This window comes from Pseudomonas wuhanensis (assembly GCF_030687395.1).
Lineage (GTDB): Bacteria > Pseudomonadota > Gammaproteobacteria > Pseudomonadales > Pseudomonadaceae > Aquipseudomonas > Aquipseudomonas wuhanensis.
The window spans coordinates 4699164-4721217 of sequence record NZ_CP117430.1 but is presented as its reverse complement, the minus strand read 5'-3'; the positions used below and the strand labels follow the sequence as shown (position 1 = coordinate 4721217).

At 57.6% G+C, this 22054-nt stretch carries 19 protein-coding genes; 16 read left to right on the top strand and 3 right to left on the bottom strand.

The features are described 5' to 3' along the window. Positions 1-752 precede the first annotated feature (752 nt). Positions 753-2042, bottom strand: a complete 1290-nt coding sequence (gene gltA / locus PSH88_RS21750; RefSeq protein ID WP_105339798.1) for a citrate synthase — start codon at positions 2040-2042, stop codon at positions 753-755. A 362-nt stretch (positions 2043-2404) separates the two neighbouring features. Here gltA and sdhC point away from each other — a divergent pair, with 362 nt between their 5' ends. From sdhC to PSH88_RS21690, 12 genes are all read left to right on the top strand, one after another. Next, the gene (gene sdhC / locus PSH88_RS21745; RefSeq protein WP_032830362.1) at positions 2405-2779 is read left to right on the top strand and encodes a succinate dehydrogenase, cytochrome b556 subunit; all 375 of its coding nucleotides are present in this window, start codon (positions 2405-2407) and stop codon (positions 2777-2779) included. Continuing rightward, positions 2773-3141: a succinate dehydrogenase, hydrophobic membrane anchor protein gene (gene sdhD, locus PSH88_RS21740; RefSeq protein ID WP_008071469.1), complete on the top strand. Its 369-nt coding sequence runs from the start codon at positions 2773-2775 to the stop codon at positions 3139-3141. Before sdhC ends, sdhD begins: the two co-directional genes overlap by 7 nt. 3 nt (positions 3142-3144) lie before the next feature. Then, positions 3145-4917: a succinate dehydrogenase flavoprotein subunit gene (gene sdhA, locus PSH88_RS21735; RefSeq protein WP_305422571.1), complete on the top strand. Its 1773-nt coding sequence runs from the start codon at positions 3145-3147 to the stop codon at positions 4915-4917. Between the two features lie 11 nt (positions 4918-4928). Next, positions 4929-5633: a succinate dehydrogenase iron-sulfur subunit gene (locus tag PSH88_RS21730; protein WP_007898989.1), complete on the top strand. Its 705-nt coding sequence runs from the start codon at positions 4929-4931 to the stop codon at positions 5631-5633. Between the two features lie 262 nt (positions 5634-5895). Further along, the gene (locus PSH88_RS21725; protein ID WP_305422570.1) at positions 5896-8727 is read left to right on the top strand and encodes a 2-oxoglutarate dehydrogenase E1 component; all 2832 of its coding nucleotides are present in this window, start codon (positions 5896-5898) and stop codon (positions 8725-8727) included. Between the two features lie 42 nt (positions 8728-8769). Further along, positions 8770-9987: a 2-oxoglutarate dehydrogenase complex dihydrolipoyllysine-residue succinyltransferase gene (odhB, locus tag PSH88_RS21720; protein WP_007898985.1), complete on the top strand. Its 1218-nt coding sequence runs from the start codon at positions 8770-8772 to the stop codon at positions 9985-9987. A 110-nt stretch (positions 9988-10097) separates the two neighbouring features. Then, complete coding sequence (lpdA, locus tag PSH88_RS21715; RefSeq protein ID WP_305422569.1) at positions 10098-11534, top strand: dihydrolipoyl dehydrogenase; 1437 nt, start codon at positions 10098-10100, stop codon at positions 11532-11534. 179 nt (positions 11535-11713) lie between these two features. Continuing rightward, positions 11714-12880: an ADP-forming succinate--CoA ligase subunit beta gene (gene sucC / locus PSH88_RS21710; RefSeq protein WP_007898980.1), complete on the top strand. Its 1167-nt coding sequence runs from the start codon at positions 11714-11716 to the stop codon at positions 12878-12880. Beyond that, complete coding sequence (sucD, locus tag PSH88_RS21705; RefSeq protein WP_007919877.1) at positions 12880-13761, top strand: succinate--CoA ligase subunit alpha; 882 nt, start codon at positions 12880-12882, stop codon at positions 13759-13761. The genes sucC and sucD overlap by 1 nt, the downstream gene beginning before the upstream one ends. 421 nt (positions 13762-14182) lie before the next feature. Beyond that, entirely contained in the window at positions 14183-15496 is a 1314-nt protein-coding gene (gene brnQ / locus PSH88_RS21700; protein WP_305422567.1) for a branched-chain amino acid transport system II carrier protein, read from the top strand. Positions 15497-15661: 165 nt separating this feature from the next. Further along, positions 15662-16399 carry a DUF599 domain-containing protein gene (locus tag PSH88_RS21695; RefSeq protein WP_305422565.1) on the top strand — a complete coding sequence of 246 codons (738 nt, stop codon included), beginning with the start codon at positions 15662-15664 and terminating at the stop codon, positions 16397-16399. Then, positions 16399-16800 carry an MAPEG family protein gene (locus tag PSH88_RS21690; protein WP_305422564.1) on the top strand — a complete coding sequence of 134 codons (402 nt, stop codon included), beginning with the start codon at positions 16399-16401 and terminating at the stop codon, positions 16798-16800. The genes PSH88_RS21695 and PSH88_RS21690 overlap by 1 nt, the downstream gene beginning before the upstream one ends. Before the next feature lie 64 nt (positions 16801-16864). Here PSH88_RS21690 and PSH88_RS21685 read toward each other — a convergent pair whose 3' ends face one another. Then, a complete protein-coding gene (locus tag PSH88_RS21685; protein WP_305422562.1) occupies positions 16865-17110 on the bottom strand; it encodes a hypothetical protein in 246 nt (81 codons plus the stop codon). 157 nt (positions 17111-17267) lie between these two features. Between PSH88_RS21685 and PSH88_RS21680 the strand changes: the two genes are divergently transcribed. The 4 genes from PSH88_RS21680 to PSH88_RS21665 all read left to right on the top strand — a co-directional run bounded on the left by PSH88_RS21680 (position 17268) and on the right by PSH88_RS21665 (position 20987). Beyond that, entirely contained in the window at positions 17268-17756 is a 489-nt protein-coding gene (locus PSH88_RS21680; RefSeq protein WP_305422561.1) for a PaaI family thioesterase, read from the top strand. Continuing rightward, entirely contained in the window at positions 17753-18205 is a 453-nt protein-coding gene (locus PSH88_RS21675; protein WP_030131718.1) for a PaaI family thioesterase, read from the top strand. Before PSH88_RS21680 ends, PSH88_RS21675 begins: the two co-directional genes overlap by 4 nt. An 81-nt stretch (positions 18206-18286) precedes the next feature. Then, complete coding sequence (gene htpG, locus PSH88_RS21670; protein WP_305483368.1) at positions 18287-20191, top strand: molecular chaperone HtpG; 1905 nt, start codon at positions 18287-18289, stop codon at positions 20189-20191. Positions 20192-20258: 67 nt separating this feature from the next. Beyond that, positions 20259-20987, top strand: coding sequence for a dienelactone hydrolase family protein (locus tag PSH88_RS21665; protein WP_305422559.1), 729 nt, complete (start codon positions 20259-20261; stop codon positions 20985-20987). Positions 20988-21134: 147 nt separating this feature from the next. Here PSH88_RS21665 and PSH88_RS21660 read toward each other — a convergent pair whose 3' ends face one another. After that, complete coding sequence (locus PSH88_RS21660; RefSeq protein ID WP_305422557.1) at positions 21135-22010, bottom strand: pirin family protein; 876 nt, start codon at positions 22008-22010, stop codon at positions 21135-21137. Positions 22011-22054: the final 44 nt, after the last annotated feature.

Sequence of the window (22054 nt, the reverse complement as noted above, 5' to 3'; positions counted from 1 at the left end):
GTAACCAAAGGGCTCTTGCCCCGCCATTCGGTGCCTCGCCTAGGCTCGGCATGCCCTCACTCCGGCATTGCTCCGGGGGCCCGCCGCCATCGGCCATCCATGGCCGGGGGCGGCTACCGCGGCATCCTTGCCGCGGTGCCCCCTACGCAATACCTGCGTTCGGCCTCTGGGAAAGGGGCGGCAGATCAAGATCAAAAGCCAAAGCCAAAGCCAAAGCCAAAGCCAAAGTCGAAGCAACGGCAACGGCAACGGCAAGATCAAAAGCTTCGCGAGCAGGCTCGCTCCCACACAAAATCAGAGCGAATCCGCTCTGCTTTTCACCACTCAACAGGCCGAGCGTTAGCTCGCCTGCAGCTTTTGATCTTGACGCACCGCCCCCTCGAGAGGCCGAGTGGAGGTTCTGCGCAGTGGGCAACCCGGCATGGATGCCGGGTTAGCCGCGCACGGCCATGGATGGCCGATCGCGGCGGGCCCACGGAGCAGGACCGGAGCGCGGGCATGCCGAGCCTGGGCGAGGCACCGAACGACAGGGGCAGAAGCGCTTTGGTTACTTTCGCGCTTTTCGAAAGTGACCCGCTGTAAGAGCGGAACCGCCAGCCGGCGCAACCGAAGAAACGGATATGGACACAACCATAGAGCCCGGTCGGCCCCCAGGCCGCCGCGTAATTCAACATCAGGCACAAACAAAAACGGCCCCTATCTAAATAGAGGCCGTTTCCGGTACAGCTCAAGACATTATCGCAAGACAGGTCTTATTTGCGGTCTTCAAGCCGGGTGATATCACGCGACTCGTAGCCGGTATACAACTGGCGCGGGCGGCCGATCTTGTACGGGCTGGAGAGCATTTCTTTCCAGTGGGAGATCCAGCCGACAGTCCGCGCCAAGGCGAAGATCACGGTGAACATACTGGTCGGAATACCGATCGCCTTGAGGATAATCCCCGAGTAGAAGTCGACGTTCGGGTACAGCGAACGTTCGATGAAGTACGGGTCGGTCAGGGCGATCTCTTCCAGGCGCATGGCCAGTTCGAGTTGCGGATCATTGGTGATGCCCAGTTCTTTCAGTACTTCGTCGCAGGTTTGCTTCATGACGGTGGCGCGTGGGTCGCGGTTTTTGTAAACCCGGTGACCGAAGCCCATCAATTTGAACGGATCGTTCTTGTCTTTGGCCTTGGCGATGTACTTGTCGATGTTCGAAACATCGCCAATCTCGTCAAGCATGGTCAGAACGGCTTCGTTCGCACCGCCGTGGGCAGGGCCCCACAGTGCAGCGATACCGGCGGCGATACAGGCGAACGGGTTGGCACCCGACGAACCGGCCAGGCGTACGGTAGAAGTCGATGCGTTTTGCTCGTGGTCGGCATGGAGGATAAAGATCCGGTCCATGGCCTTGGCGAGTACCGGGCTGATCGGTTTGATCTCGCACGGGGTGTTGAACATCATGTGCAGGAAGTTTTCCGCGTACGACAGGTCGTTGCGCGGGTACATCATGGGTTGGCCCATGGAGTACTTGTAAACCATTGCGGCCAGGGTCGGCATCTTGGCAACCAGGCGGATCGCGGAGATTTCGCGATGCTGCGGGTTATTGATGTCGAGGGAGTCGTGGTAGAAGGCCGAGAGGGCGCCCACTACGCCGCACATGACGGCCATCGGGTGGGCGTCGCGACGGAAGCCGTTGAAGAAGGTCTTCAATTGCTCGTGAACCATGGTGTGGTTCTTCACGGTGCCTACGAACTGGGCCTTCTGCTCTGCGGTCGGCAATTCGCCGTTGAGCAGCAAATAGCAGGTTTCCAGGTAGTCCGACTTTTCAGCCAGCTGTTCGATCGGGTAGCCGCGGTGCAGCAGAATGCCGTTGTCGCCGTCGATGTAGGTGATCTTCGACTCGCAAGAGGCAGTCGACATGAAACCAGGGTCAAAGGTGAAACGGCCCGTGGCCGTCAGGCCCCGAACGTCGATAACATCGGGACCAACGGTGCCGGTTAAAATGGGCAGCTCGACGGGGGCTGCGCCCTCGATGATCAACTGCGCTTTTTTGTCAGCCATGTGGCCTCCTATTTATGCTTGAAATCATCAGACAGACCCCCCACGCAGGGCCCGCACCACTATAGTGAGATAAATTCGAATGTCAATTTGCCTAAAGTCTTGCTCCAGAAGGCTTTAACCGGACTTTTTCCTCGAAATTGCCTGCCATTTACGCCTTTTATCTGACTTGTGCAATCAGCTATTAGGGGAAGGTGAACGCGTTGTCATTAGTAGCCTAACTGTCTATACTCGGCCACCGACCGCCAGGGGCTTTTGGGCCTGCTTTATTGGGGGTCGCATCCCTGGGTGGTGGTTACCTGACCAGTGCACTCCCCAACAACTTTGCCCTGATTGTTAGGGGCTCTTCAGTGTGAAAAAAAGCCGTGAAAAGCCAACGACCTGTAAACCTAGACCTAAGGACCATCAAACTCCCCATCACCGGCGTTACGTCGTTTCTTCACCGTGTTTCCGGCATCATCCTCTTCCTGGGCCTTGGCTTCATGCTGTATGCATTGGGCAAGTCTCTGGGTTCCGAGGAAGGTTTTGCCGAGGTGAAGGCATGCTTGACCAGTCCGCTGGCCAAGTTCGTAGCATGGGGCCTCCTGTCCGCTCTTCTGTATCACCTGGTAGCCGGTGTGCGCCATTTGATTATGGATATGGGCATCGGTGAGACGCTGGAAGGCGGCAAGCTGGGCTCGCAAATCATTATCGCCGTATCTGCGGTGTTGATCGTTCTGGCGGGAGTTTGGATATGGTAACCAGCGTTACGAACCTGTCGCGTTCGGGCCTCTATGACTGGATGGCACAGCGTGTGTCTGCGGTCGTTCTCGCGGCTTATTTCATCTTCCTGATCGGATACCTCGTTGCGAATCCAGGCATTGGTTACGACCAATGGCATGCCCTGTTCGCCCACAACGGGATGCGTATCTTCAGTCTGCTGGCCCTTGTAGCCCTGGGCGCTCACGCCTGGGTCGGCATGTGGACCATCGCGACTGACTACCTGACGCCGATGGCGCTGGGCAAGTCCGCGACTGCAGTACGTTTCCTTTTCCAGGCAGTATGCGGCGTTGCGATGTTCGCTTACTTCGTCTGGGGTGTGCAGATTCTCTGGGGTATCTGATCCATGGCTAACATTCCAACGATTTCTTTCGACGCCATCATTATTGGTGGTGGCGGTGCCGGCATGCGCGCAGCGCTGCAACTGGCACAGGGCGGTCACAAGACTGCCGTGATCACCAAGGTTTTCCCTACCCGTTCGCACACCGTGTCGGCCCAGGGCGGCATCACCTGCGCCATCGCATCTGCCGATCCGAACGATGACTGGCGCTGGCACATGTACGATACCGTCAAGGGTTCCGACTATATCGGTGACCAGGACGCTATCGAATACATGTGTCAGGAAGGCCCGGCTGCAGTTTTCGAACTGGACCACATGGGTCTGCCGTTCTCCCGTACCGAACAGGGTCGTATCTACCAGCGTCCATTCGGCGGCCAGTCGAAGGATTACGGTAAAGGTGGCCAGGCCGCCCGTACCTGCGCCGCTTCCGACCGTACCGGTCACGCGCTGCTGCACACCCTTTATCAGGGCAACCTGAAAGCAGGCACCACGTTCCTGAACGAGTACTACGCTGTTGATCTGGTGAAAAACCAGGACGGCGCATTCGTCGGCGTGATTGCCATCTGCATCGAAACCGGTGAAACCACCTACATCCGTGCCAAGGCCACCGTACTGGCCACCGGCGGTGCAGGTCGTATCTACGCTTCGACCACCAACGCCCTGATCAATACCGGTGACGGTGTTGGTATGGCGCTGCGTGCCGGCGTACCGGTACAAGACATCGAAATGTGGCAGTTCCACCCGACCGGCATCGCCGGCGCCGGTGTACTGGTCACCGAAGGTTGCCGTGGTGAAGGTGGTTACCTGATCAACAAGCACGGCGAGCGTTTCATGGAGCGTTATGCTCCGAACGCCAAAGACCTTGCCGGTCGTGACGTTGTTGCCCGTTCGATGGTTAAGGAAATCATCGCTGGTAACGGTTGCGGTCCGAATGGCGACCACGTAATGCTCAAACTCGACCACCTGGGCGAGGAAGTGCTGCACAGCCGTCTGCCAGGCATCTGCGAACTGTCCAAGACGTTCGCGCACGTTGACCCGGTTGTTGCTCCGGTTCCGGTTGTTCCGACCTGCCACTATATGATGGGCGGCGTTCCGACCAACATTCACGGTCAGGCAATCACCCAGAACGACGAAGGCGTGGACGAAATCATCCCTGGCCTGTTCGCAGTGGGTGAAGTGGCGTGCGTATCGGTTCACGGCGCCAACCGTCTGGGCGGCAACTCGCTGCTTGACCTGGTGGTATTCGGCCGCGCTGCCGGCCTGCACCTGGAAAAAGCGCTGACCGACGGTATCGAATACGATGACGCTACCGACGCCGACATCAACGCGGCCCTGGCACGTCTGTCCGCTTTGAACGAGCGTACCGAAGGTGAGGACGTGGCAACTCTGCGTCGCGAACTGCAAAGCTGCATGCAGAACTACTTCGGTGTGTTCCGCACCGGCGAATACATGCAGAAGGGTATTGCTCAGCTGGCTGATCTGCGTGGCCGTATCGCCAACGTCAAGATCAATGACAAGAGCCAGGCGTTTAACACTGCGCGTATCGAAGCGCTGGAACTGCAGAACCTGCTGGAAGTGGCCGAAGCCACTGCCATCGCTGCTGAAGTGCGCAAAGAGTCCCGCGGTGCTCACGCCCGTGAAGACTTCGAAGACCGTGACGACGAAAACTGGCTGTGCCACACCCTGTACTTCCCGGGTGACAAGCGCGTTACCAAGCGTGCTGTGAACTTCTCGCCGAAGACTGTTCCGACTTTTGAACCTAAGATTCGGACTTATTAAGGGTGGCCGCCATGTTGCAAGTCAGTGTTTATCGTTACAACCCTGATCAGGACGCTGCGCCGTTCATGCAGGAATTCCAGGTTGATACCGGTGGTAAAGACCTGATGGTGCTGGACGTGCTGGCCCTGATCAAAGAGCAGGACGAAGGTTTCTCCTATCGTCGCTCTTGCCGTGAAGGTGTTTGCGGTTCCGACGGCATGAACATCAACGGCAAAAACGGTCTGGCGTGCATCACGCCGCTGTCTGCCGTCGTAAAACGTAACAAGCTGATCGTCCGTCCGCTGCCAGGTTTGCCGGTTATCCGTGACCTGGTCGTCGATATGAGCATCTTCTACAAGCAATACGAAAAGGTTAAGCCATACCTGCAGAACGACACGCCGGCTCCGGCCATCGAGCGTCTGCAGTCCCCTGAAGAGCGTGAAAAGCTCGACGGTCTGTACGAGTGCATCCTGTGCGCTTGCTGCTCGACTTCGTGCCCGTCCTTCTGGTGGAACCCGGACAAGTTCCTGGGTCCGGCTGCTCTGCTGCAAGCCTATCGCTTCCTGGCAGACAGCCGCGACAACAAGACATCCGAGCGTCTGGCTTCGCTGGATGACCCGTTCAGCGTATTCCGCTGCCGGGGCATCATGAACTGCGTCAACGTTTGTCCGAAAGGCCTGAACCCGACTAAGGCCATCGGTCACATTCGTAACATGCTGCTGCAAAGCGGCGTGTGATTCAGCTGCTGTACCCGTAGGACCGCAATACCCGTAGATGCTACGGCGCAGGCTTCAACCGGCGCCGTAGTTTTAACCTGAGCAGCAGCTTATAAGGCTGCGGCTCTTATTTTGAAGAAATGAGACAAGCAGGGGCATCCGGGCTGGTACCCGGACTATCAGCGTGATCCTAAGTGGCTTGTTTTAGTCGCTGCATTCGGACTTCTGCAAGTTTTCTCGGTGTCGACGCCGGTGGTGTTCCCCTAACCGAGGGTGACCAAGCATGCAAGAAAGCGTGATGCAGCGCATGTGGAACAGCGCCTACCTATCCGGTAGTAACGCTGCCTATGTGGAAGAGCTCTACGAGCTCTACCTGCACGACCCTAACGCTGTGCCAGAAGAGTGGCGCACCTACTTCCAGAAGTTGCCTGCTGATGGCAACACTGCCACCGATGTTTCGCACTCCACAATTCGCGATCATTTCGTCTTGCTGGCAAAGAACCAGCGCCGCGCCCAACCGGTTTCCGCCGGCAGCGTGAGCAGTGAGCACGAGAAGAAGCAAGTTGAAGTGCTGCGATTGATCCAGGCCTACCGTATGCGTGGCCACCAGGCAGCCCAGCTTGACCCGCTGGGGCTGTGGCAGCGTCCTGCACCTGCAGACCTGTCAATCAATCATTACGGCTTGACCAATGCCGATCTTGATACGACCTTCCGTGCCGGCGACCTGTTCATCGGCAAAGAGGAGGCGAGCCTACGCGAAATTCACGAAGCGTTGCAGCAGACATATTGCCGCACCATCGGCGCTGAATTTACGCACATCACCGATTCCGAGCAGCGCCAGTGGTTCCAGCAGCGTCTGGAAAGCGTGCGCGGCCGTCCGACGTACTCCGCCGACATCAAGAGCCATCTGCTCGAACGCGTCACCGCCGGCGAAGGTCTGGAAAAATACCTCGGGACCAAATACCCGGGTACCAAGCGTTTCGGTCTGGAAGGCGGCGAGAGCCTGATTCCGATGCTCGACGAACTGATCCAGCGTTCCGGTTCCTATGGCACCAAGGAAATCGTGATCGGCATGGCCCACCGTGGCCGTCTCAACGTGCTGGTCAACACCTTCGGCAAGAACCCGCGCGAGCTGTTCGACGAGTTTGAAGGCAAGAAGAAGGTCGAGCTGGGTTCCGGTGACGTCAAGTATCACCAGGGCTTCTCGTCCAACGTGATGACCACTGGCGGTGAAGTTCACCTGGCCATGGCGTTCAACCCGTCCCACCTGGAAATCGTTTCCCCCGTGGTCGAGGGTTCGGTTCGCGCCCGTCAGGATCGTCGTAACGACCCTACCGGCGAGAAGGTTCTGCCGATCTCCATCCACGGTGACGCGGCATTCGCCGGTCAGGGTGTGGTGATGGAAACCTTCCAGATGTCGCAGACCCGCGGTTTCAAGACCGGCGGCACCGTGCACATCGTGATCAACAACCAGGTCGGTTTCACCATCAGCAACCCGCTGGACTCGCGCTCGACCGAGTACGCAACCGACGTTGCGAAGATGATCCAGGCGCCGATCCTCCATGTGAATGGTGATGATCCGGAAGCCGTGTTGTTCGTGACCCAGCTGGCCATCGACTACCGCATGCAGTTCAAGCGTGACGTGGTGATCGACCTGGTCTGCTACCGTCGTCGCGGCCACAACGAGGCCGACGAGCCTAGCGGCACCCAGCCAATCATGTATCAGCAGATCACCAAACAGCGCACCACGCGTGAGCTGTATGCTGATCGTCTGACCCAGGGCGGTGTGCTGGACGCAGAGCGTGTTCAGGCGAAAGTCGACGAATACCGCAACGCGCTGGACAACGGTCTGCACGTAGTAAAAAGCCTGGTCAAAGAGCCGAACAAAGAGTTGTTCGTGGACTGGCGTCCGTATCTGGGCCACGCCTGGACCGCGCGTCACGACACTCGCTTCGATCTGAAAACCTTGCAGGAACTGTCCGCCAAGCTGCTGGAAATTCCGGAAGGCTTCGTGGTTCAGCGCCAGGTCTCGAAAATCTACGAAGACCGTCAGAAAATGCAAGCCGGCGGCCTGCCGATCAACTGGGGTTACGCCGAAACCATGGCGTACGCGACCCTGTCGTTCGAAGGTCACCCGATTCGCATGACGGGTCAGGACATCGGTCGCGGTACGTTCTCGCACCGTCATGCTGTCTTGCACAACCAGAAAGACGCGGGTACCTACGTCCCGCTGCAAAACCTGTACAAGGGCCAGCCACGTTTCGATCTGTACGATTCGTTCCTGTCCGAAGAAGCCGTGCTGGCGTTCGAATACGGTTACTCGACCACCACGCCTGAGGCGCTGGTGATCTGGGAAGCCCAGTTCGGCGACTTCGCCAACGGTGCTCAAGTGGTTATCGACCAGTTCATCACCAGTGGCGAGCACAAGTGGGGCCGTCTCTGCGGTCTGACCATGCTGCTGCCGCACGGTTATGAAGGTCAGGGTCCGGAGCACTCTTCGGCTCGTCTGGAGCGTTATCTGCAGCTGTGCGCCGAGCACAATATTCAGGTTGCCGTCCCGACTACGCCGGCTCAGATCTACCACTTGCTGCGTCGTCAGGTGATTCGCCCGCTGCGCAAGCCGTTGATCGTTCTGACTCCGAAGTCGCTGCTGCGTCACAAACTGGCCATCTCGACCCTGGAAGATCTGGCCGAAGGTTCGTTCCAGACCGTTATCCCGGAAATCGATGCCCTGGACCCGAAAAAGGTCGAGCGCGTTGTTCTGTGTAGCGGCAAGGTCTACTACGACCTGCTGGAAAAACGCCGTGCCGAAGGTCGTGATGACATCGCCATCGTGCGTATCGAGCAGCTGTACCCATTCCCTGAGGACGACTTGAACGAAGTCCTGGCTCCGTACACCAACCTCAAACATATCGTTTGGTGTCAGGAAGAGCCGATGAACCAGGGTGCCTGGTACTGCAGCCAACACCACATGCGCCGCATCGTTGGCAATCACGACAAGTCTCTCGTACTTGAGTACGCGGGCCGTGATGCTTCTGCTGCACCTGCTTGTGGTTATGCATCGATGCACGCTGAGCAGCAGGAACAACTGCTGCAAGACGCCTTTACTGTTTAACGCCTTCGCGCACCTGAAACCGAATTTAAGGACCCACAGATAATGGCTATCGAAATCAAAGCCCCCACTTTCCCGGAATCGGTTGCCGATGGCACCGTTGCCACCTGGCACAAAAAGCCGGGCGACGCCGTCAAGCGTGACGAACTGATCGTCGACATCGAAACTGACAAAGTCGTACTGGAAGTGTTGGCTACCGCTGACGGCGTGTTGGGCGCTATCGTCAAGAACGAAGGCGACACCGTTCTGTCCGACGAAGTTCTGGGCTCCATCGGTGAGGGCAGTGCTGCTGCCGCTCCAGCCGCCGCTGCTGCACCGGCTGCCGCTGCCGCGGCTCCCGCCGAAGCGGGCGAAGACGATCCTGTTGCTGCACCGGCTGCTCGCAAGCTGGCTGAAGAAAACGGTATCAACATCGCTTCCGTTGCCGGCACTGGCAAAGGCGGTCGTGTGACCAAGGAAGACGTGGTAGCAGCTGTTGCTGCCAAGAAAGCCGCTCCGGCTGCCGCGCCTGCCAAGGCTGCTGCTCCTGCCGCTGCTGCTCCAGTGTTCGCTGCCGGCGATCGCATCGAGAAGCGCGTACCGATGACCCGTGTGCGGGCCACCGTTGCCAAGCGTCTGGTTGAAGCTCAATCGAACATGGCGATGCTGACCACTTTCAACGAAGTCGACATGACCGAAGTCATGGCCCTGCGTTCGAAGTACAAGGATCTGTTCGAGAAGTCCCACAACGGCGTGCGCCTGGGCTTCATGTCGTTCTTCGTCAAGGCTGCCACCGAAGCGCTGAAACGCTTCCCGGCTGTCAACGCGTCGATCGACGGTGCTGACATCGTTTATCACGGCTACGCTGACGTCGGTGTGGCTGTTTCCAGCGACCGCGGCCTGGTTGTGCCGGTTCTGCGTAACGCCGAACTGATGAGCCTGGCTGAAATCGAAGGCGGCATCGCCACCTTCGGCAAGAAGGCTCGTGACGGCAAGCTGTCGATGGACGAAATGACCGGTGGTACGTTCACCATCACTAACGGTGGTACTTTCGGTTCGATGATGTCGACCCCGATCGTCAACCCGCCACAAGCGGCCATCCTGGGCATGCACAACATTCTGCAGCGTCCTATGGCGATCAACGGTCAAGTCGTTATCCGTCCGATGATGTACCTCGCTCTGTCCTACGATCACCGTTTGATCGACGGCAAAGAAGCTGTGACCTTCCTGGTTACCATCAAGAACCTGCTGGAAGACCCGGCTCGTTTGCTGCTGGATATCTGATTTCGTTGCTCGGGCCGCTCAGTGATGAACGGCCCTTCTGTAATGACCAGCTTCGTCCCACGACGGTCCCCAAAAGGGGCCGTCCGGTTTGATTCGAGAAGGAATGACACATGACTCAGAAATTCGACGTGGTAGTGATTGGCGCGGGCCCTGGCGGCTACGTGGCTGCCATTAAAGCAGCGCAACTGGGCCTCTCCACTGCCTGCATCGAGAAATACACCGACAAGGAAGGCAAACTGGCCCTCGGCGGTACTTGCCTGAACGTCGGTTGCATTCCATCCAAGGCGCTGCTGGACAGCTCCTGGAAGTTTCACGAAGCCCAAGACGGCTTCGCGATCCACGGTATCAATCATGCTGGCGTAACCATGGACGTGGCTGCGATGGTTGGCCGTAAAGCCAACATCGTCAAAGGCCTGACCTCCGGCGTTGCGACGCTGTTCAAGGCTAACGGTGTGACCTCGATCCAGGGCCACGGCAAACTGTTGGCCGGCAAGAAAGTCGAAGTCACCAAGCCTGACGGTTCGGTAGAAATCATTGAAGCCGAGAACGTGATTCTGGCTCCAGGTTCGCGTCCGATCGACATTCCACCGGCTCCAGTCGACCAGAATGTGATCGTCGATTCAACTGGCGCACTGGAATTCCAGTCCGTGCCAAAACGTCTGGGCGTGATTGGCGCTGGCGTGATCGGTCTGGAGCTGGGTTCGGTCTGGTCCCGCCTGGGCGCAGAAGTGACCGTTCTCGAAGCGCTGGACACGTTCCTGATGGCCGCTGACGCTGCCGTTTCCAAGGAAGCGTTGAAAACCCTGACCAAACAAGGTCTGGACATCAAGCTGGGCGCTCGCGTTACCGGTTCCAAAGTGAACGGCGACGAAGTCGTTGTGAACTACACCGATGCCAACGGCGAACAGAACATCACTTTCGACAAGCTGATCGTAGCCGTTGGTCGCCGTCCTGTGACCACTGATCTGCTGGCTGCTGATTGCGGCGTGACCCTGGACGAGCGCGGTTTCGTGCACGTTGACGATCACTGCGCCACCACCGTACCGGGCGTTTACGCCATCGGTGACGTGGTTCGCGGCATGATGCTGGCACACAAAGCCTCGGAAGAGGGCATCATGGTCGTTGAGCGCATCAAGGGCCACAAAGCCCAGATGAACTATGACTTGATCCCGTCAGTTATTTATACTCACCCGGAAATCGCGTGGGTCGGCAAAACCGAGCAGACCTTGAAGGCTGAAGGCGTTGAAGTTAACGTTGGCACCTTCCCGTTCGCAGCCAGTGGCCGTGCCATGGCAGCTAACGACACCGGCGGTTTCGTGAAAGTCATTGCCGATGCCAAGACTGACCGCGTATTGGGCGTCCACGTGATTGGCCCGAGCGCTGCAGAACTGGTTCAGCAGGGCGCAATCGGTATGGAATTCGGCACCAGCGCTGAAGACCTGGGCATGATGGTTTTCTCCCATCCGACCCTGTCTGAAGCCTTGCACGAAGCAGCTTTGGCTGTGAATGGCGGCGCCATCCACATCGCCAACCGCAAGAAGCGTTAAGACAATAAGAAACCACGGCGGTACGGCCCGTCGTGAGCCTTGCATGCAAGACTCACCGCGGAATGTCCGCTGGACGCAGTCTTGCGTAGCTCAGCTACGCAAGCAGCAGTCACAGGTGGTGCGGCACTTGAACAAGTGCAGCACCGAATGCGCAGTACCTAACGAAGACGGTAATAAGCATGAATCTTCACGAGTATCAGGGTAAGCAGCTGTTCGCTGAGTACGGCCTGCCAGTTTCCACCGGCTACGCAGTAGACACCCCGGAAGCAGCAGCAGAAGCTTGCGACAAAATCGGCGGCACCGAGTGGGTTGTCAAAGCCCAGGTCCACGCTGGTGGTCGCGGTAAAGCGGGCGGCGTAAAGCTGGTTCGCAGCAAAGAAGACGCCAAAGCATTCGCTCAACAGTGGTTGGGCAAGCGTCTGGTGACTTACCAGACTGATGCCAATGGTCAGCCAGTCACCAAGATCCTGGTTGAATCGTGCACTGATATCGCTAAAGAGCTGTACCTGGGCGCTGTCGTTGACCGTTCGAGCCGTCGCATCGTGTTCATGGCTTCCACCGAAGGTGGCGTGGACATCGAGAAAATCGCTCACGACACCCCTGAGAAAATCCTCAAGGCCACTATCGATCCACTGGTTGGCGCTCAGCCATTCCAGGGGCGCGAGCTGGCATTCCAGCTGGGTCTGGAAGGCAAGCAAGTTGCTCAGTTCGCCAAGATCTTCGTAGGTCTGGCCAAGCTGTTCAAGGATCACGACCTGGCTCTGCTGGAAGTGAATCCGCTGGTGATCAAGGCTGACGGCGATCTGCATTGCCTCGACGCCAAGATCAACATCGACGCCAACGCCATGTACCGTCAGCCTAAGCTGAAGACTTTCCACGATCCGTCGCAAGACGATCCGCGCGAAGCGCACGCTGCCAAGTTCGAACTGAACTACGTAGCACTGGAAGGCAACATCGGTTGCATGGTCAACGGTGCTGGCCTGGCCATGGGTACCATGGACATCGTCAACCTGCATGGCGGCAAACCAGCCAACTTCCTCGACGTGGGCGGCGGTGCTACCAAAGAACGCGTTACCGAAGCGTTCAAGATCATCCTGTCCGACACTAACGTCGCTGCAGTACTGGTCAACATCTTCGGCGGCATCGTTCGTTGCGACATGATTGCCGAAGGCATCATCGGCGCTGTGAAAGAAGTCGGCGTGAAAATCCCGGTTGTTGTTCGCCTTGAAGGCAACAACGCTGAGCTGGGCGCTAAAGTACTGGCAGAAAGCGGTTTGAACATCATCGCTGCTACCAGCCTGACCGACGCTGCTCAACAAGTCGTTAAAGCTGCGGAGGGCAAATAATGAGCGTCCTGATCAATAAAGACACCAAAGTTATCTGCCAGGGTATTACCGGTTCGCAAGGTAGTTTCCACACCCAGCAAGCCATCGAATACGGCACCAAGATGGTGGGTGGCGTAACTCCTGGCAAAGGCGGCACCGAGCACCTGGGTCTGCCAGTGTTCAACACCGTGAAAGATGCTGTAGCTGCCACTGGCGCCACCGCCAGCGTGATCTACGTTCCAGCTCCTTTCTGCAAGGACTCCATCCTGGAAGCAGCCTTCGGCGGCATCAAGCTGATCGTTTGCATCACTGAAGGCATTCCTACCCTGGACATGCTGGATGCCAAGGTCAAGTGCGACGAGCTGGGCGTAGTCCTGATCGGTCCTAACTGCCCAGGCGTGATCACTCCAGGCGAATGCAAGATCGGCATCATGCCAGGTCACATTCACTTGCCAGGCAAGGTTGGTATCGTTTCCCGTTCCGGCACCCTGACCTACGAAGCTGTGAAGCAGACTACTGACGCCGGTTTCGGTCAGTCGACTTGCGTCGGTATCGGTGGTGACCCGATCCCGGGTTCGAACTTCATCGACATCCTGAAGCTGTTCCAGGAAGACCCGAAGACCGAAGCGATCGTGATGATCGGTGAGATCGGCGGTTCGGCTGAAGAAGAAGCGGCTGCCTACATCAAGGCACACGTGACCAAGCCGGTTGTTTCCTACATCGCTGGTGTGACTGCTCCTCCGGGCAAGCGCATGGGCCATGCTGGCGCAATCATCTCTGGCGGCAAAGGCACTGCAGACGAGAAATTCGCTGCGCTGCAAGACGCAGGCGTTAAAACCGTGCGTTCGCTGGCAGACATCGGCAAGGCCCTGGCCGAGCTGACTGGTTGGGCCGTCAAGTAAGCCTCGCGCTTAACTGACGCTTCACCAAGCAAAGGCCACCTTCGGGTGGCCTTTGTCGTTTCCGGGTGATCGTTCCCACGCTCTGCGTGGGAATGCCGCCAGGGACGCTCCGCGTTCCGCCTTTGAATGTGACGCAGAGCGTCACGGGATGCATTCCCACGCAGAGCGTGGGAGCGATCTGTGCCAAGGTAGGAAAATTAGGTATGTAAACGCGACATTGGAATGTCGTATATCGGATAGTTCGCCCTGTAATAGTGCGTTTGTCAGACGGATTCGTTACGCTAGCAGCCATTTTTGCGTCCGCGGCCCACAAGGCAGCGACGCGCTAAACGGGTCAGTCCTATACGGGCCGACAGCATTTCCCTCACCCATAAGGGAAATCCCTCTCTAAATTCCGATTCAGTAGTGTGGTATTTCCTTAATGAAAGTGTTGAAAGGCCAGGACATACTGGCACTTGGTTTTATGACGTTTGCCCTGTTCGTCGGGGCTGGCAACATCATCTTCCCGCCTATCGTCGGTTTGCAGTCCGGGCCTAATGTCTGGATGGCGGCGCTGGGTTTTCTGATCACCGCGGTTGGTTTGCCGGTGATCACCGTTGTTGCCCTGGCCAAGGTCGGTGGTGCAATGGATGCCTTGAGCAGCCCGATCGGTAAAGTCGCCGGTGGCCTGCTGGCAGCTGCGTGCTACCTCGCTGTTGGCCCATTGTTCGCGACGCCGCGCACCGCGACCGTGTCGTTCGAAGTGGGTCTGGCGCCGCTGACCGGTGAGAGCCCGCTGGCGCTGTTTCTCTATAGCTCGGTGTACTTCCTGCTGGTGTTCTTCATCTCGCTCTATCCGGGCCGTCTGCTGGACACCGTAGGACGTTTCCTTGCACCGCTGAAGATCATCGCTCTGGCCGTTCTCGGCATTGCTGCGTTCGCGTTGCCGGCTGGTGAAATCGGCGTGGCCACACCTGAATATGTCGCGGCACCGTTCTCCCAAGGCTTTATCAATGGTTACCTGACCATGGATACCCTGGGTGCGCTGGTATTCGGCATTGTCATTGTCAACGCCATTCGTTCCCGGGGTGTGGAATCGCCAGCGTTGATCACCCGTTACGCGATTATCGCCGGTCTGATTGCCGGCGTGGGTCTGGCGCTGGTTTACGTCAGTCTGTTCCGTCTCGGTTCGGGTAGCCATGAAGTGGCCGCTGGTGCTGCCAACGGTGCCGCGGTATTGCATGCGTACGTTCAGCACACGTTTGGTTCGTTGGGCAGTGGTTTCCTTGCGGTGCTGATCTCCCTGGCCTGCCTGGTAACAGCGGTCGGTCTGACGTGTGCCTGTGCCGAATACTTCAGCCGCGTACTGCCACTGTCCTACAAGACGCTGGTGATCATCCTGGCTGCGTTCTCCCTGTTGGTGTCCAATCTGGGCCTCACCAAGTTGATTGCTTTCTCGATCCCGGTGCTGACCGCCATCTACCCGCCATGCATCGCCCTGGTAGCCCTGAGCTTCTGCAAGGACTTCTGGCATGAGCAGGGCCGCATTGTTGGTCCGGTGATGCTGGTGTCGTTCATCTTCGGTCTGATCGATGCCCTCAAAGGCGCCGGCCTGGCTGACTGGATGCCGACTCAACTGACTCATCTGCCATTGAGCGAGCAGGGTCTGGCGTGGCTGGTGCCGTCGGTCATGACCCTGGTGGTTGCCGTGGTTTGCGACCGCCTGCTGGGCAAGCGCGAAGAAGCGCTGGCTTAAGCCTCCTCATGACCCGCCACAAGCGGGCTTGAGCTACAAATGGAAATGCCCCGTATCAATCGATACGGGGCATTTTTTTATGCGCGTGATGCAGTGTCTTTTTACTTGGGCTAACGTCGAAGCACTATCCGCAGGTTTCATCATCCACACATCACAAGGAACTGCATGTCGTTCGTCCACGCCAATCTGATTCACATCCTCGCCGCGCTCTGGTTTGTCGTCTGCTGGGGTGGCTACACCCGTTACGCGACATGGAAGGGCCGTGACACCGCATGCCTGGCCAGCGTGCTGCACCTGTATCGCGAAGACTGGATGCGCCGCATGCTGTTGCGCGACAACCGCATTGCCGATGCCAGCGTGATCGGTAACCTTGAGCGCAATGCCTCGTTCTTCGCTTCCAGTACGCTGATTATCCTGGCCGGTATTCTCACGGTATTGGGTGCGTCCGACAGAGCCGTATCGTTACTGGCGGATATCCCGATGGTGCAACAGGCCTCCCAAGGCATGTCGGAGATCAAGTTGTTGTGCCTGGCGCTGGTGTTTGTCTATGCGTTCTTTACCTTTAGCTGGTGCATGCGTCAGTACAACTTTGCGGCGATTCTCGTGGGCTCGGCGCCGATGATCGGCGAGCGCCATGTGTCCGAACAAGAGCGTAAAGCCTTTGCCTCTCGAGCCGCCCGTGTCATCTCCATGGCGGCCAACCAGTTCAACTTCGGCCTGCGTTCCTATTACTTCGGCATGACCATGCTGGCGTGGTTTGTCAGTCCCTGGTTGTTCATGTTGATGAGCGCCGGTGTCGTATTTGTGTTGTATCGCCGCGAGTTTCACTCCGACGTTCTTGATGTGATGGTCTATACACCTACAGAGGCGCCATTGCCTGAAGCAAACAAGGAAGCTGCTTGATGAGTATTCCGTTCTGGTGTGTGTTTATCAGCGCATTGCTGATTTACGTGGCAAAGATTCCGGTGGCCAAAGCCATGAGCGAGCAGGGTGGTTACAACAATCACCTGCCGCGCCAGCAGCAGGCGCAACTTACCGGCTTTGGTGCCCGTGCATTGGCGGCACACCAGAACAGTTTCGAGGCGTTCTTATTGTTCGCGGTCGGGGTGTTGATGGCGCACACCACGCAGACGGCGGGATGGCTGATCGATACGCTGGCAATCATCTTTGTGATCGCGCGCATCATTTACTTGCTGTGCTATTGGGCAGATCTGGCCTGGCAGCGCAGTCTGGTGTGGTTTGTGGGTTTAGTGTGTTCGTTGTTGCTGATGATTAGTCCGACTTTTAGAATAATTTTGCTCTAGCACTTATCGCCAATAAAAAGAAAACCCGCACTTGGCGGGTTTTCTTTTATCACTAAAAACGCTTTTAGTTTTTAGGTGCTTCTGGAGCGGCTTCTTTTGTAGCTGCTGCGTTCGATTCGGCCTGAGCTTTGGCAGCTTCGGCGTTTTCTTTTGCGGCTTCGTTCACTTTATCCTGAGCTTCGCTCATTTTTTCTTGAGCTTGCTCAGAATGTTTGGCGGCATCTTGAGCTTTGTCCTCGGATTTTTTATCGCAGGCAGCGAGACCGAGGGACGCGGTCAACATCAAGGCAATAGCTAAAGTCTTACGCATGGGGTGTTTCTCCTTATGGAAAATATCTACTGGCCTTTCGAGCATGGCGATCAGGGTTAAGTTCCTCAAATCACACAGATATATAAGTTTGTTTTGCCACGGAACTTTTGCCCTCTAGCCTGCTACTTTGTCCAAACACTAAGAAGAGTTTTATCCAATGGCCGAAAACCCCGTTTTTGAGCGTGCGACGCGATTCCTGTCGGCATTGCGGCATTGTCAGGTACTCGGCATGCGCGTTCACAGCGCCAGCAGCGAAGGGCTGACGGTGATTTTGCCGTACAGCCCGCAGATCGTCGGCAACCCGCAAACCGGGGTGATTCATGGCGGTGCGCTGACCTCGCTGATGGACACTGCTTGCGGCATGGCCACCCTTTGCGTGCTGCCCGAGTTCGAAGTCTGCCCGACGCTCGACTTGCGCATCGACTACATGCACGCCGCCGAGCCGCACAAGGACGTATACGGCTTCGCCCAATGCTACCGAGTGACCACCGACGTGATCTTCGCGCGCGGTTTCGCCTATCAGGACGACCCCGAACAACCCATCGCCCATGTGGTAGGTACGTTCATGCGCATGGGCAAGGGAATCAAAGGCACCAAAGGGTTTGGCGGTGCCATTGCCGGTGCCCTTACTGGAGTTGCGAAATGACCGACACGTTCAAGGAGCAACTTCAACAGGCCCATGCGCAGGGAGACTACGCCTCGCTGCTGGACCTGATTCCCTACGCCAGACTGATCGGTGTTGAATGTTCGCGTGTCGGGGATGAGCTGCTGTTTCGTCTGCCGGCCAACAAAGACAACATTGGTAATCCTTTATTGCCGGCGATTCATGGCGGGGTGATTGCCGGCTTCATGGAACTCTCGGCGGCACTGCATCTGCTGATTTTCACCGGCTCGCCCGGTGTGCCGAAGATTATCGATTTCTCCCTCGACTACCTGCGCGCGGGGCAGTTTCGCGATACCTGGGCCAGATGCCAAGTGTGCCGACAGGGGCGCCGAGTGGCAAACGTCGCAATTACCGCCTGGCAAAGCACCGAAGCCGAGCCTATTGCCACGGCCCGCGCTCACTTCAAAATCGAAGAGCCCTTGAAATCCTGATCTCAGCCCCCAACTCTGATGACAACCCGCCGCCGACCCTCAAGGTCGCGGCTTATGCCATCTGATTGGAGTTTGATGACCATGAGTGTGGAAACTCAAAAGGAAACCCTGGGCTTCCAGACCGAGGTGAAGCAACTGCTGCACCTCATGATCCATTCGCTGTATTCCAACAAGGAAATTTTCCTTCGCGAATTGATCTCGAACGCCTCTGACGCTGTCGACAAATTACGTTTTGAAGCGCTGGCCAAGCCTGAGTTGCTGGAAGGCGGCGCCGAACTGAAAATCCGTGTGAGCTTCGATAAAGACGCTAAAACCGTCACCCTCGAAGACAACGGCATCGGCATGAGCCGTGACGACGCGGTCACCCATCTGGGTACCATCGCCAAGTCCGGCACTGCCGATTTTATGAAACACCTGTCTGGCGATCAGAAAAAAGACTCGCACCTGATCGGTCAATTCGGTGTCGGTTTCTACTCGGCCTTCATCGTCGCCGATAAAGTCGACGTATTCAGCCGCCGTGCCGGCCTCGCTGCCAGCGAAGGCGTGCATTGGTCGTCCAAGGGCGAAGGCGAATTCGAAATCGCCACCGTCGAGAAAGCTGATCGCGGTACCCGCATCGTTCTGCACCTGAAGTCCGGTGAAGACGAGTTCGCCGATGGCTGGCGTCTGCGCAACATCATCAAGAAGTACTCCGACCACATCGCCTTGCCGATCGAGTTGCCGAAAGAAGTGGCAGCCGTTGAAGGTGAAGAGAAGCCTGCCGTTGAATGGGAAACCGTCAACCGCGCCAGCGCCCTGTGGACTCGCCCTCGCACTGAAGTGAAAGACGAGGAGTATCAGGAGTTCTACAAGCACGTCGCTCACGATTTCGAAAACCCGCTGAGCTGGAGCCACAACAAGGTCGAAGGCAAGCTCGAGTACACCTCGCTACTTTATGTGCCGACCCGTGCTCCGTTCGACCTGTACCAGCGTGAAGCGCCGAAAGGCCTGAAGCTGTACGTGCAGCGTGTGTTCGTCATGGATCAGGCCGAGTCGTTCCTGCCGCTGTACCTGCGCTTCATCAAAGGCGTGGTCGACTCCAACGACCTGTCGCTGAACGTGTCGCGGGAAATCCTGCAGAAAGACCCGATCATCGATTCCATGAAGTCGGCGCTGACCAAGCGCGTTCTGGACATGCTGGAAAAACTGGCGAAGAACGAGCCTGAGCAATACAAAGGTTTCTGGAAGAACTTTGGTCAGGTCATGAAAGAAGGCCCGGCAGAAGACTTCGCCAACAAAGAGAAAATTGCCGGCCTGCTGCGTTTCGCGTCCACTCAGGGCGATGATGGCGAGCAGGTTGTAGGTCTGGCCGATTACCTGGCCCGCGCCAAGGAAGGTCAGGACAAGATCTACTACCTGACTGGCGAAACCTACGCGCAAGTCAAAAACAGCCCGCACCTGGAAGTCTTCCGCAAGAAAGGCATCGAAGTGCTGCTGCTGACCGATCGCATCGACGAGTGGCTGATGAGCTACCTCAACGATTTCGACGGCAAGAGCTTTGTCGACGTGGCACGCGGTGACCTGGATCTCGGCAATCTGGATTCGGAAGAAGACAAGAAAGCCGCGGAAGAAGTCGCCAAGTCCAAAGAAGGCCTGGTTGAGCGTCTCAAGACCGCTTTGGGTGAATCCGTCGCTGAAGTGCGGGTTTCCCACCGTCTGACCGATTCCCCGGCGATTCTGGCCATCGGCGAGCAGGACCTGGGCCTGCAAATGCGCCAGATCCTGGAAGCCAGCGGTCAGAAGGTTCCGGATTCGAAGCCGATCTTCGAATTCAACCCGGCTCACCCGCTGATCGAGAAACTCGACAACGAGCAGAGCGATGAGCGCTTCGGCGACCTGTCGCACATTCTGTTCGATCAGGCGGCCCTGGCGGCCGGCGACAGCTTGAAAGACCCGGCCGCTTATGTGCGCCGTCTGAACAAGCTGCTGGTTGAACTGTCGGTTTAACCGCGTTGTATAAAAACCCGCTTCGGCGGGTTTTTTCATTCTGGGGTTTTTTTACTGGGAGTTAGTCATGAGCCAAATCACTGTTCGTTCCGTCGCCTATCAGATCGACGGCCAGCCGTATGAAAGCCGTCTAGCCTTCGATGCCGACCATAAGGGCCCGCGCCCAGGCCTGTTGATGGCGCCGAACTGGATGGGCGTCAGCGCCGGTGCTGAAGAGATCGCCAAGTCGGTGGCCTCCAAGGGCTACGTGGTGTTGATCGCGGACCTCTATGGCCAGGCGACTCGTCCGCAGAACGGCGACGAGGCGGGCGCAGCAATGATGCCGTTGAAGAATGACCGCGCCTTGCTGCGCAAACGCGTACAGGCTGCCTTCGAGCAGCTCCAAGGGCAGGGCGAGGCGGCGATCGATACCTCGAAACTGGCAACGTTCGGTTTCTGCTTCGGTGGTTGCTGCGCGTTGGAACTGGCTCGTACGGGCGCGCCGGTGAAAGCGGCGGTGTCGTTCCACGGCACATTGGATACGCCGAACGTGAACGATGCGAAAAACATCAAGGGCTCGGTGCTGGTGCTGCATGGCGCTGCCGACCCGCTGGTGCCGAAAGAGCAGCTACCAGCGTTCGAAGCTGAGATGAATGCCGCGGGTGTGGATTGGCAGTTGCTGAGCTATGGCGGCGCGGTGCATTCGTTCACTGACCCGCATGCCAATGTGCCGGGCAAGATGATGTATGACGCGAAGACGGCTGCTCGCGCGTTCACGTCGATGCATAACTTGCTGGATGAAGTTTTTAAAGGTTGAGCTGTTACCAGGCGCTGACTGAGTCGGTGCCTGAACGGGCCTCATCGCGGGCAAGCCCGCTCCCACAGGGAATTGTGCCGTGCGCGAATTTTGCGAACGGCCCGGTCAACTAATGTGGGAGCGGGCTTGCCCGCGATGGCGGTGTTACTAACGCCGAAGATCCGAAGGCAGTTCGATCCGCTCACTTTCCCCCGGCACTGTCGGCCAATCCCCGGCCGCCCAGCGTCGACGCGCTTCATCGATCAACGCCGGATCACTGGCGACGAAATTCCAGTTGATCCGTCGCGGCCCATCCAGCGGCGCGCCACCAAACAGCACGGCATGACAATCGCTCTCGGCGAACAAGGTCATCTCTTCCCCCGCAGGCAACACTACCAGCGAGTGAGGTTCAATCGGCTCACCATCCAGTTGTACCTCACCGCTCAGCACATACAGTGCCCGCTCTTCATGCTCGGTGGGAATCAGCAATGTGGTCGCGGTTTGCAGGTTCAATTCGGCATACAGCGTAGGAGAAAGCACAGGGACCGGCGATTTGAGGCAAAAGCCTGATCCGGCGATCATCCGTATCTTCACGCCAAGGTTATCGCTGACGGGCAGCGTGGCAGCCGGATGGTGGCTGTAGTGTCCCGGACCGTGTTCATGATCCTTGGGCGACGCCAGCCAGATCTGTAGGCCGTGCATCGTAAAGCCGCTGTCTTTCAATGGTTCGGGCGTGCGTTCGACGTGGGCAATTGCACTGCCGGCGGTCATCCAACTGACATCGCCAGCATTCACCACCTGATCGGAACCGAGGCTGTCCTTGTGCTGGATTTGCCCTTCAAACAGGTAGGTGAGGGTGGACAGGCCGATGTGCGGATGCTGACGGATATTCATGCCTTTGCCCGCCGGGTAACGGGTTTCGAGCATGTGGTCAAAAAACACGAAAGGCCCGACGTTGCGGCATTTGGCTGACGGCAACGGGCGAAAAATCGGCTGGCCTTCGACATCTTCGGCGCGAGGGCGGATCACGAGCGGAGTGTTCATGGTGCATTCCAGGCTGAGCGGGTGACGCAGGGAGCATAACCCGC

Bases quoted from the DNA above. Each gene is read 5' to 3' on its own strand.
- gltA (WP_105339798.1), bottom strand. From the start codon at position 2,042: ATGGCTGACAAAAAAGCGCAGTTGATCATCGAGGGCGCAGCCCCCGTC.
- sdhD (WP_008071469.1), top strand. From the start codon at position 2,773: ATGGTAACCAGCGTTACGAACCTGTCGCGTTCGGGCCTCTATGACTGG.
- sdhA (WP_305422571.1), top strand. From the start codon at position 3,145: ATGGCTAACATTCCAACGATTTCTTTCGACGCCATCATTATTGGTGGT.
- PSH88_RS21730 (WP_007898989.1), top strand. From the start codon at position 4,929: ATGTTGCAAGTCAGTGTTTATCGTTACAACCCTGATCAGGACGCTGCG.
- PSH88_RS21725 (WP_305422570.1), top strand. From the start codon at position 5,896: ATGCAAGAAAGCGTGATGCAGCGCATGTGGAACAGCGCCTACCTATCC.
- odhB (WP_007898985.1), top strand. From the start codon at position 8,770: ATGGCTATCGAAATCAAAGCCCCCACTTTCCCGGAATCGGTTGCCGAT.
- lpdA (WP_305422569.1), top strand. From the start codon at position 10,098: ATGACTCAGAAATTCGACGTGGTAGTGATTGGCGCGGGCCCTGGCGGC.
- sucC (WP_007898980.1), top strand. From the start codon at position 11,714: ATGAATCTTCACGAGTATCAGGGTAAGCAGCTGTTCGCTGAGTACGGC.
- sucD (WP_007919877.1), top strand. From the start codon at position 12,880: ATGAGCGTCCTGATCAATAAAGACACCAAAGTTATCTGCCAGGGTATT.
- brnQ (WP_305422567.1), top strand. From the start codon at position 14,183: ATGAAAGTGTTGAAAGGCCAGGACATACTGGCACTTGGTTTTATGACG.
- PSH88_RS21695 (WP_305422565.1), top strand. From the start codon at position 15,662: ATGTCGTTCGTCCACGCCAATCTGATTCACATCCTCGCCGCGCTCTGG.
- PSH88_RS21690 (WP_305422564.1), top strand. From the start codon at position 16,399: ATGAGTATTCCGTTCTGGTGTGTGTTTATCAGCGCATTGCTGATTTAC.
- PSH88_RS21685 (WP_305422562.1), bottom strand. From the start codon at position 17,110: ATGCGTAAGACTTTAGCTATTGCCTTGATGTTGACCGCGTCCCTCGGT.
- PSH88_RS21680 (WP_305422561.1), top strand. From the start codon at position 17,268: ATGGCCGAAAACCCCGTTTTTGAGCGTGCGACGCGATTCCTGTCGGCA.
- PSH88_RS21675 (WP_030131718.1), top strand. From the start codon at position 17,753: ATGACCGACACGTTCAAGGAGCAACTTCAACAGGCCCATGCGCAGGGA.
- htpG (WP_305483368.1), top strand. From the start codon at position 18,287: ATGAGTGTGGAAACTCAAAAGGAAACCCTGGGCTTCCAGACCGAGGTG.
- PSH88_RS21665 (WP_305422559.1), top strand. From the start codon at position 20,259: ATGAGCCAAATCACTGTTCGTTCCGTCGCCTATCAGATCGACGGCCAG.
- PSH88_RS21660 (WP_305422557.1), bottom strand. From the start codon at position 22,010: ATGAACACTCCGCTCGTGATCCGCCCTCGCGCCGAAGATGTCGAAGGC.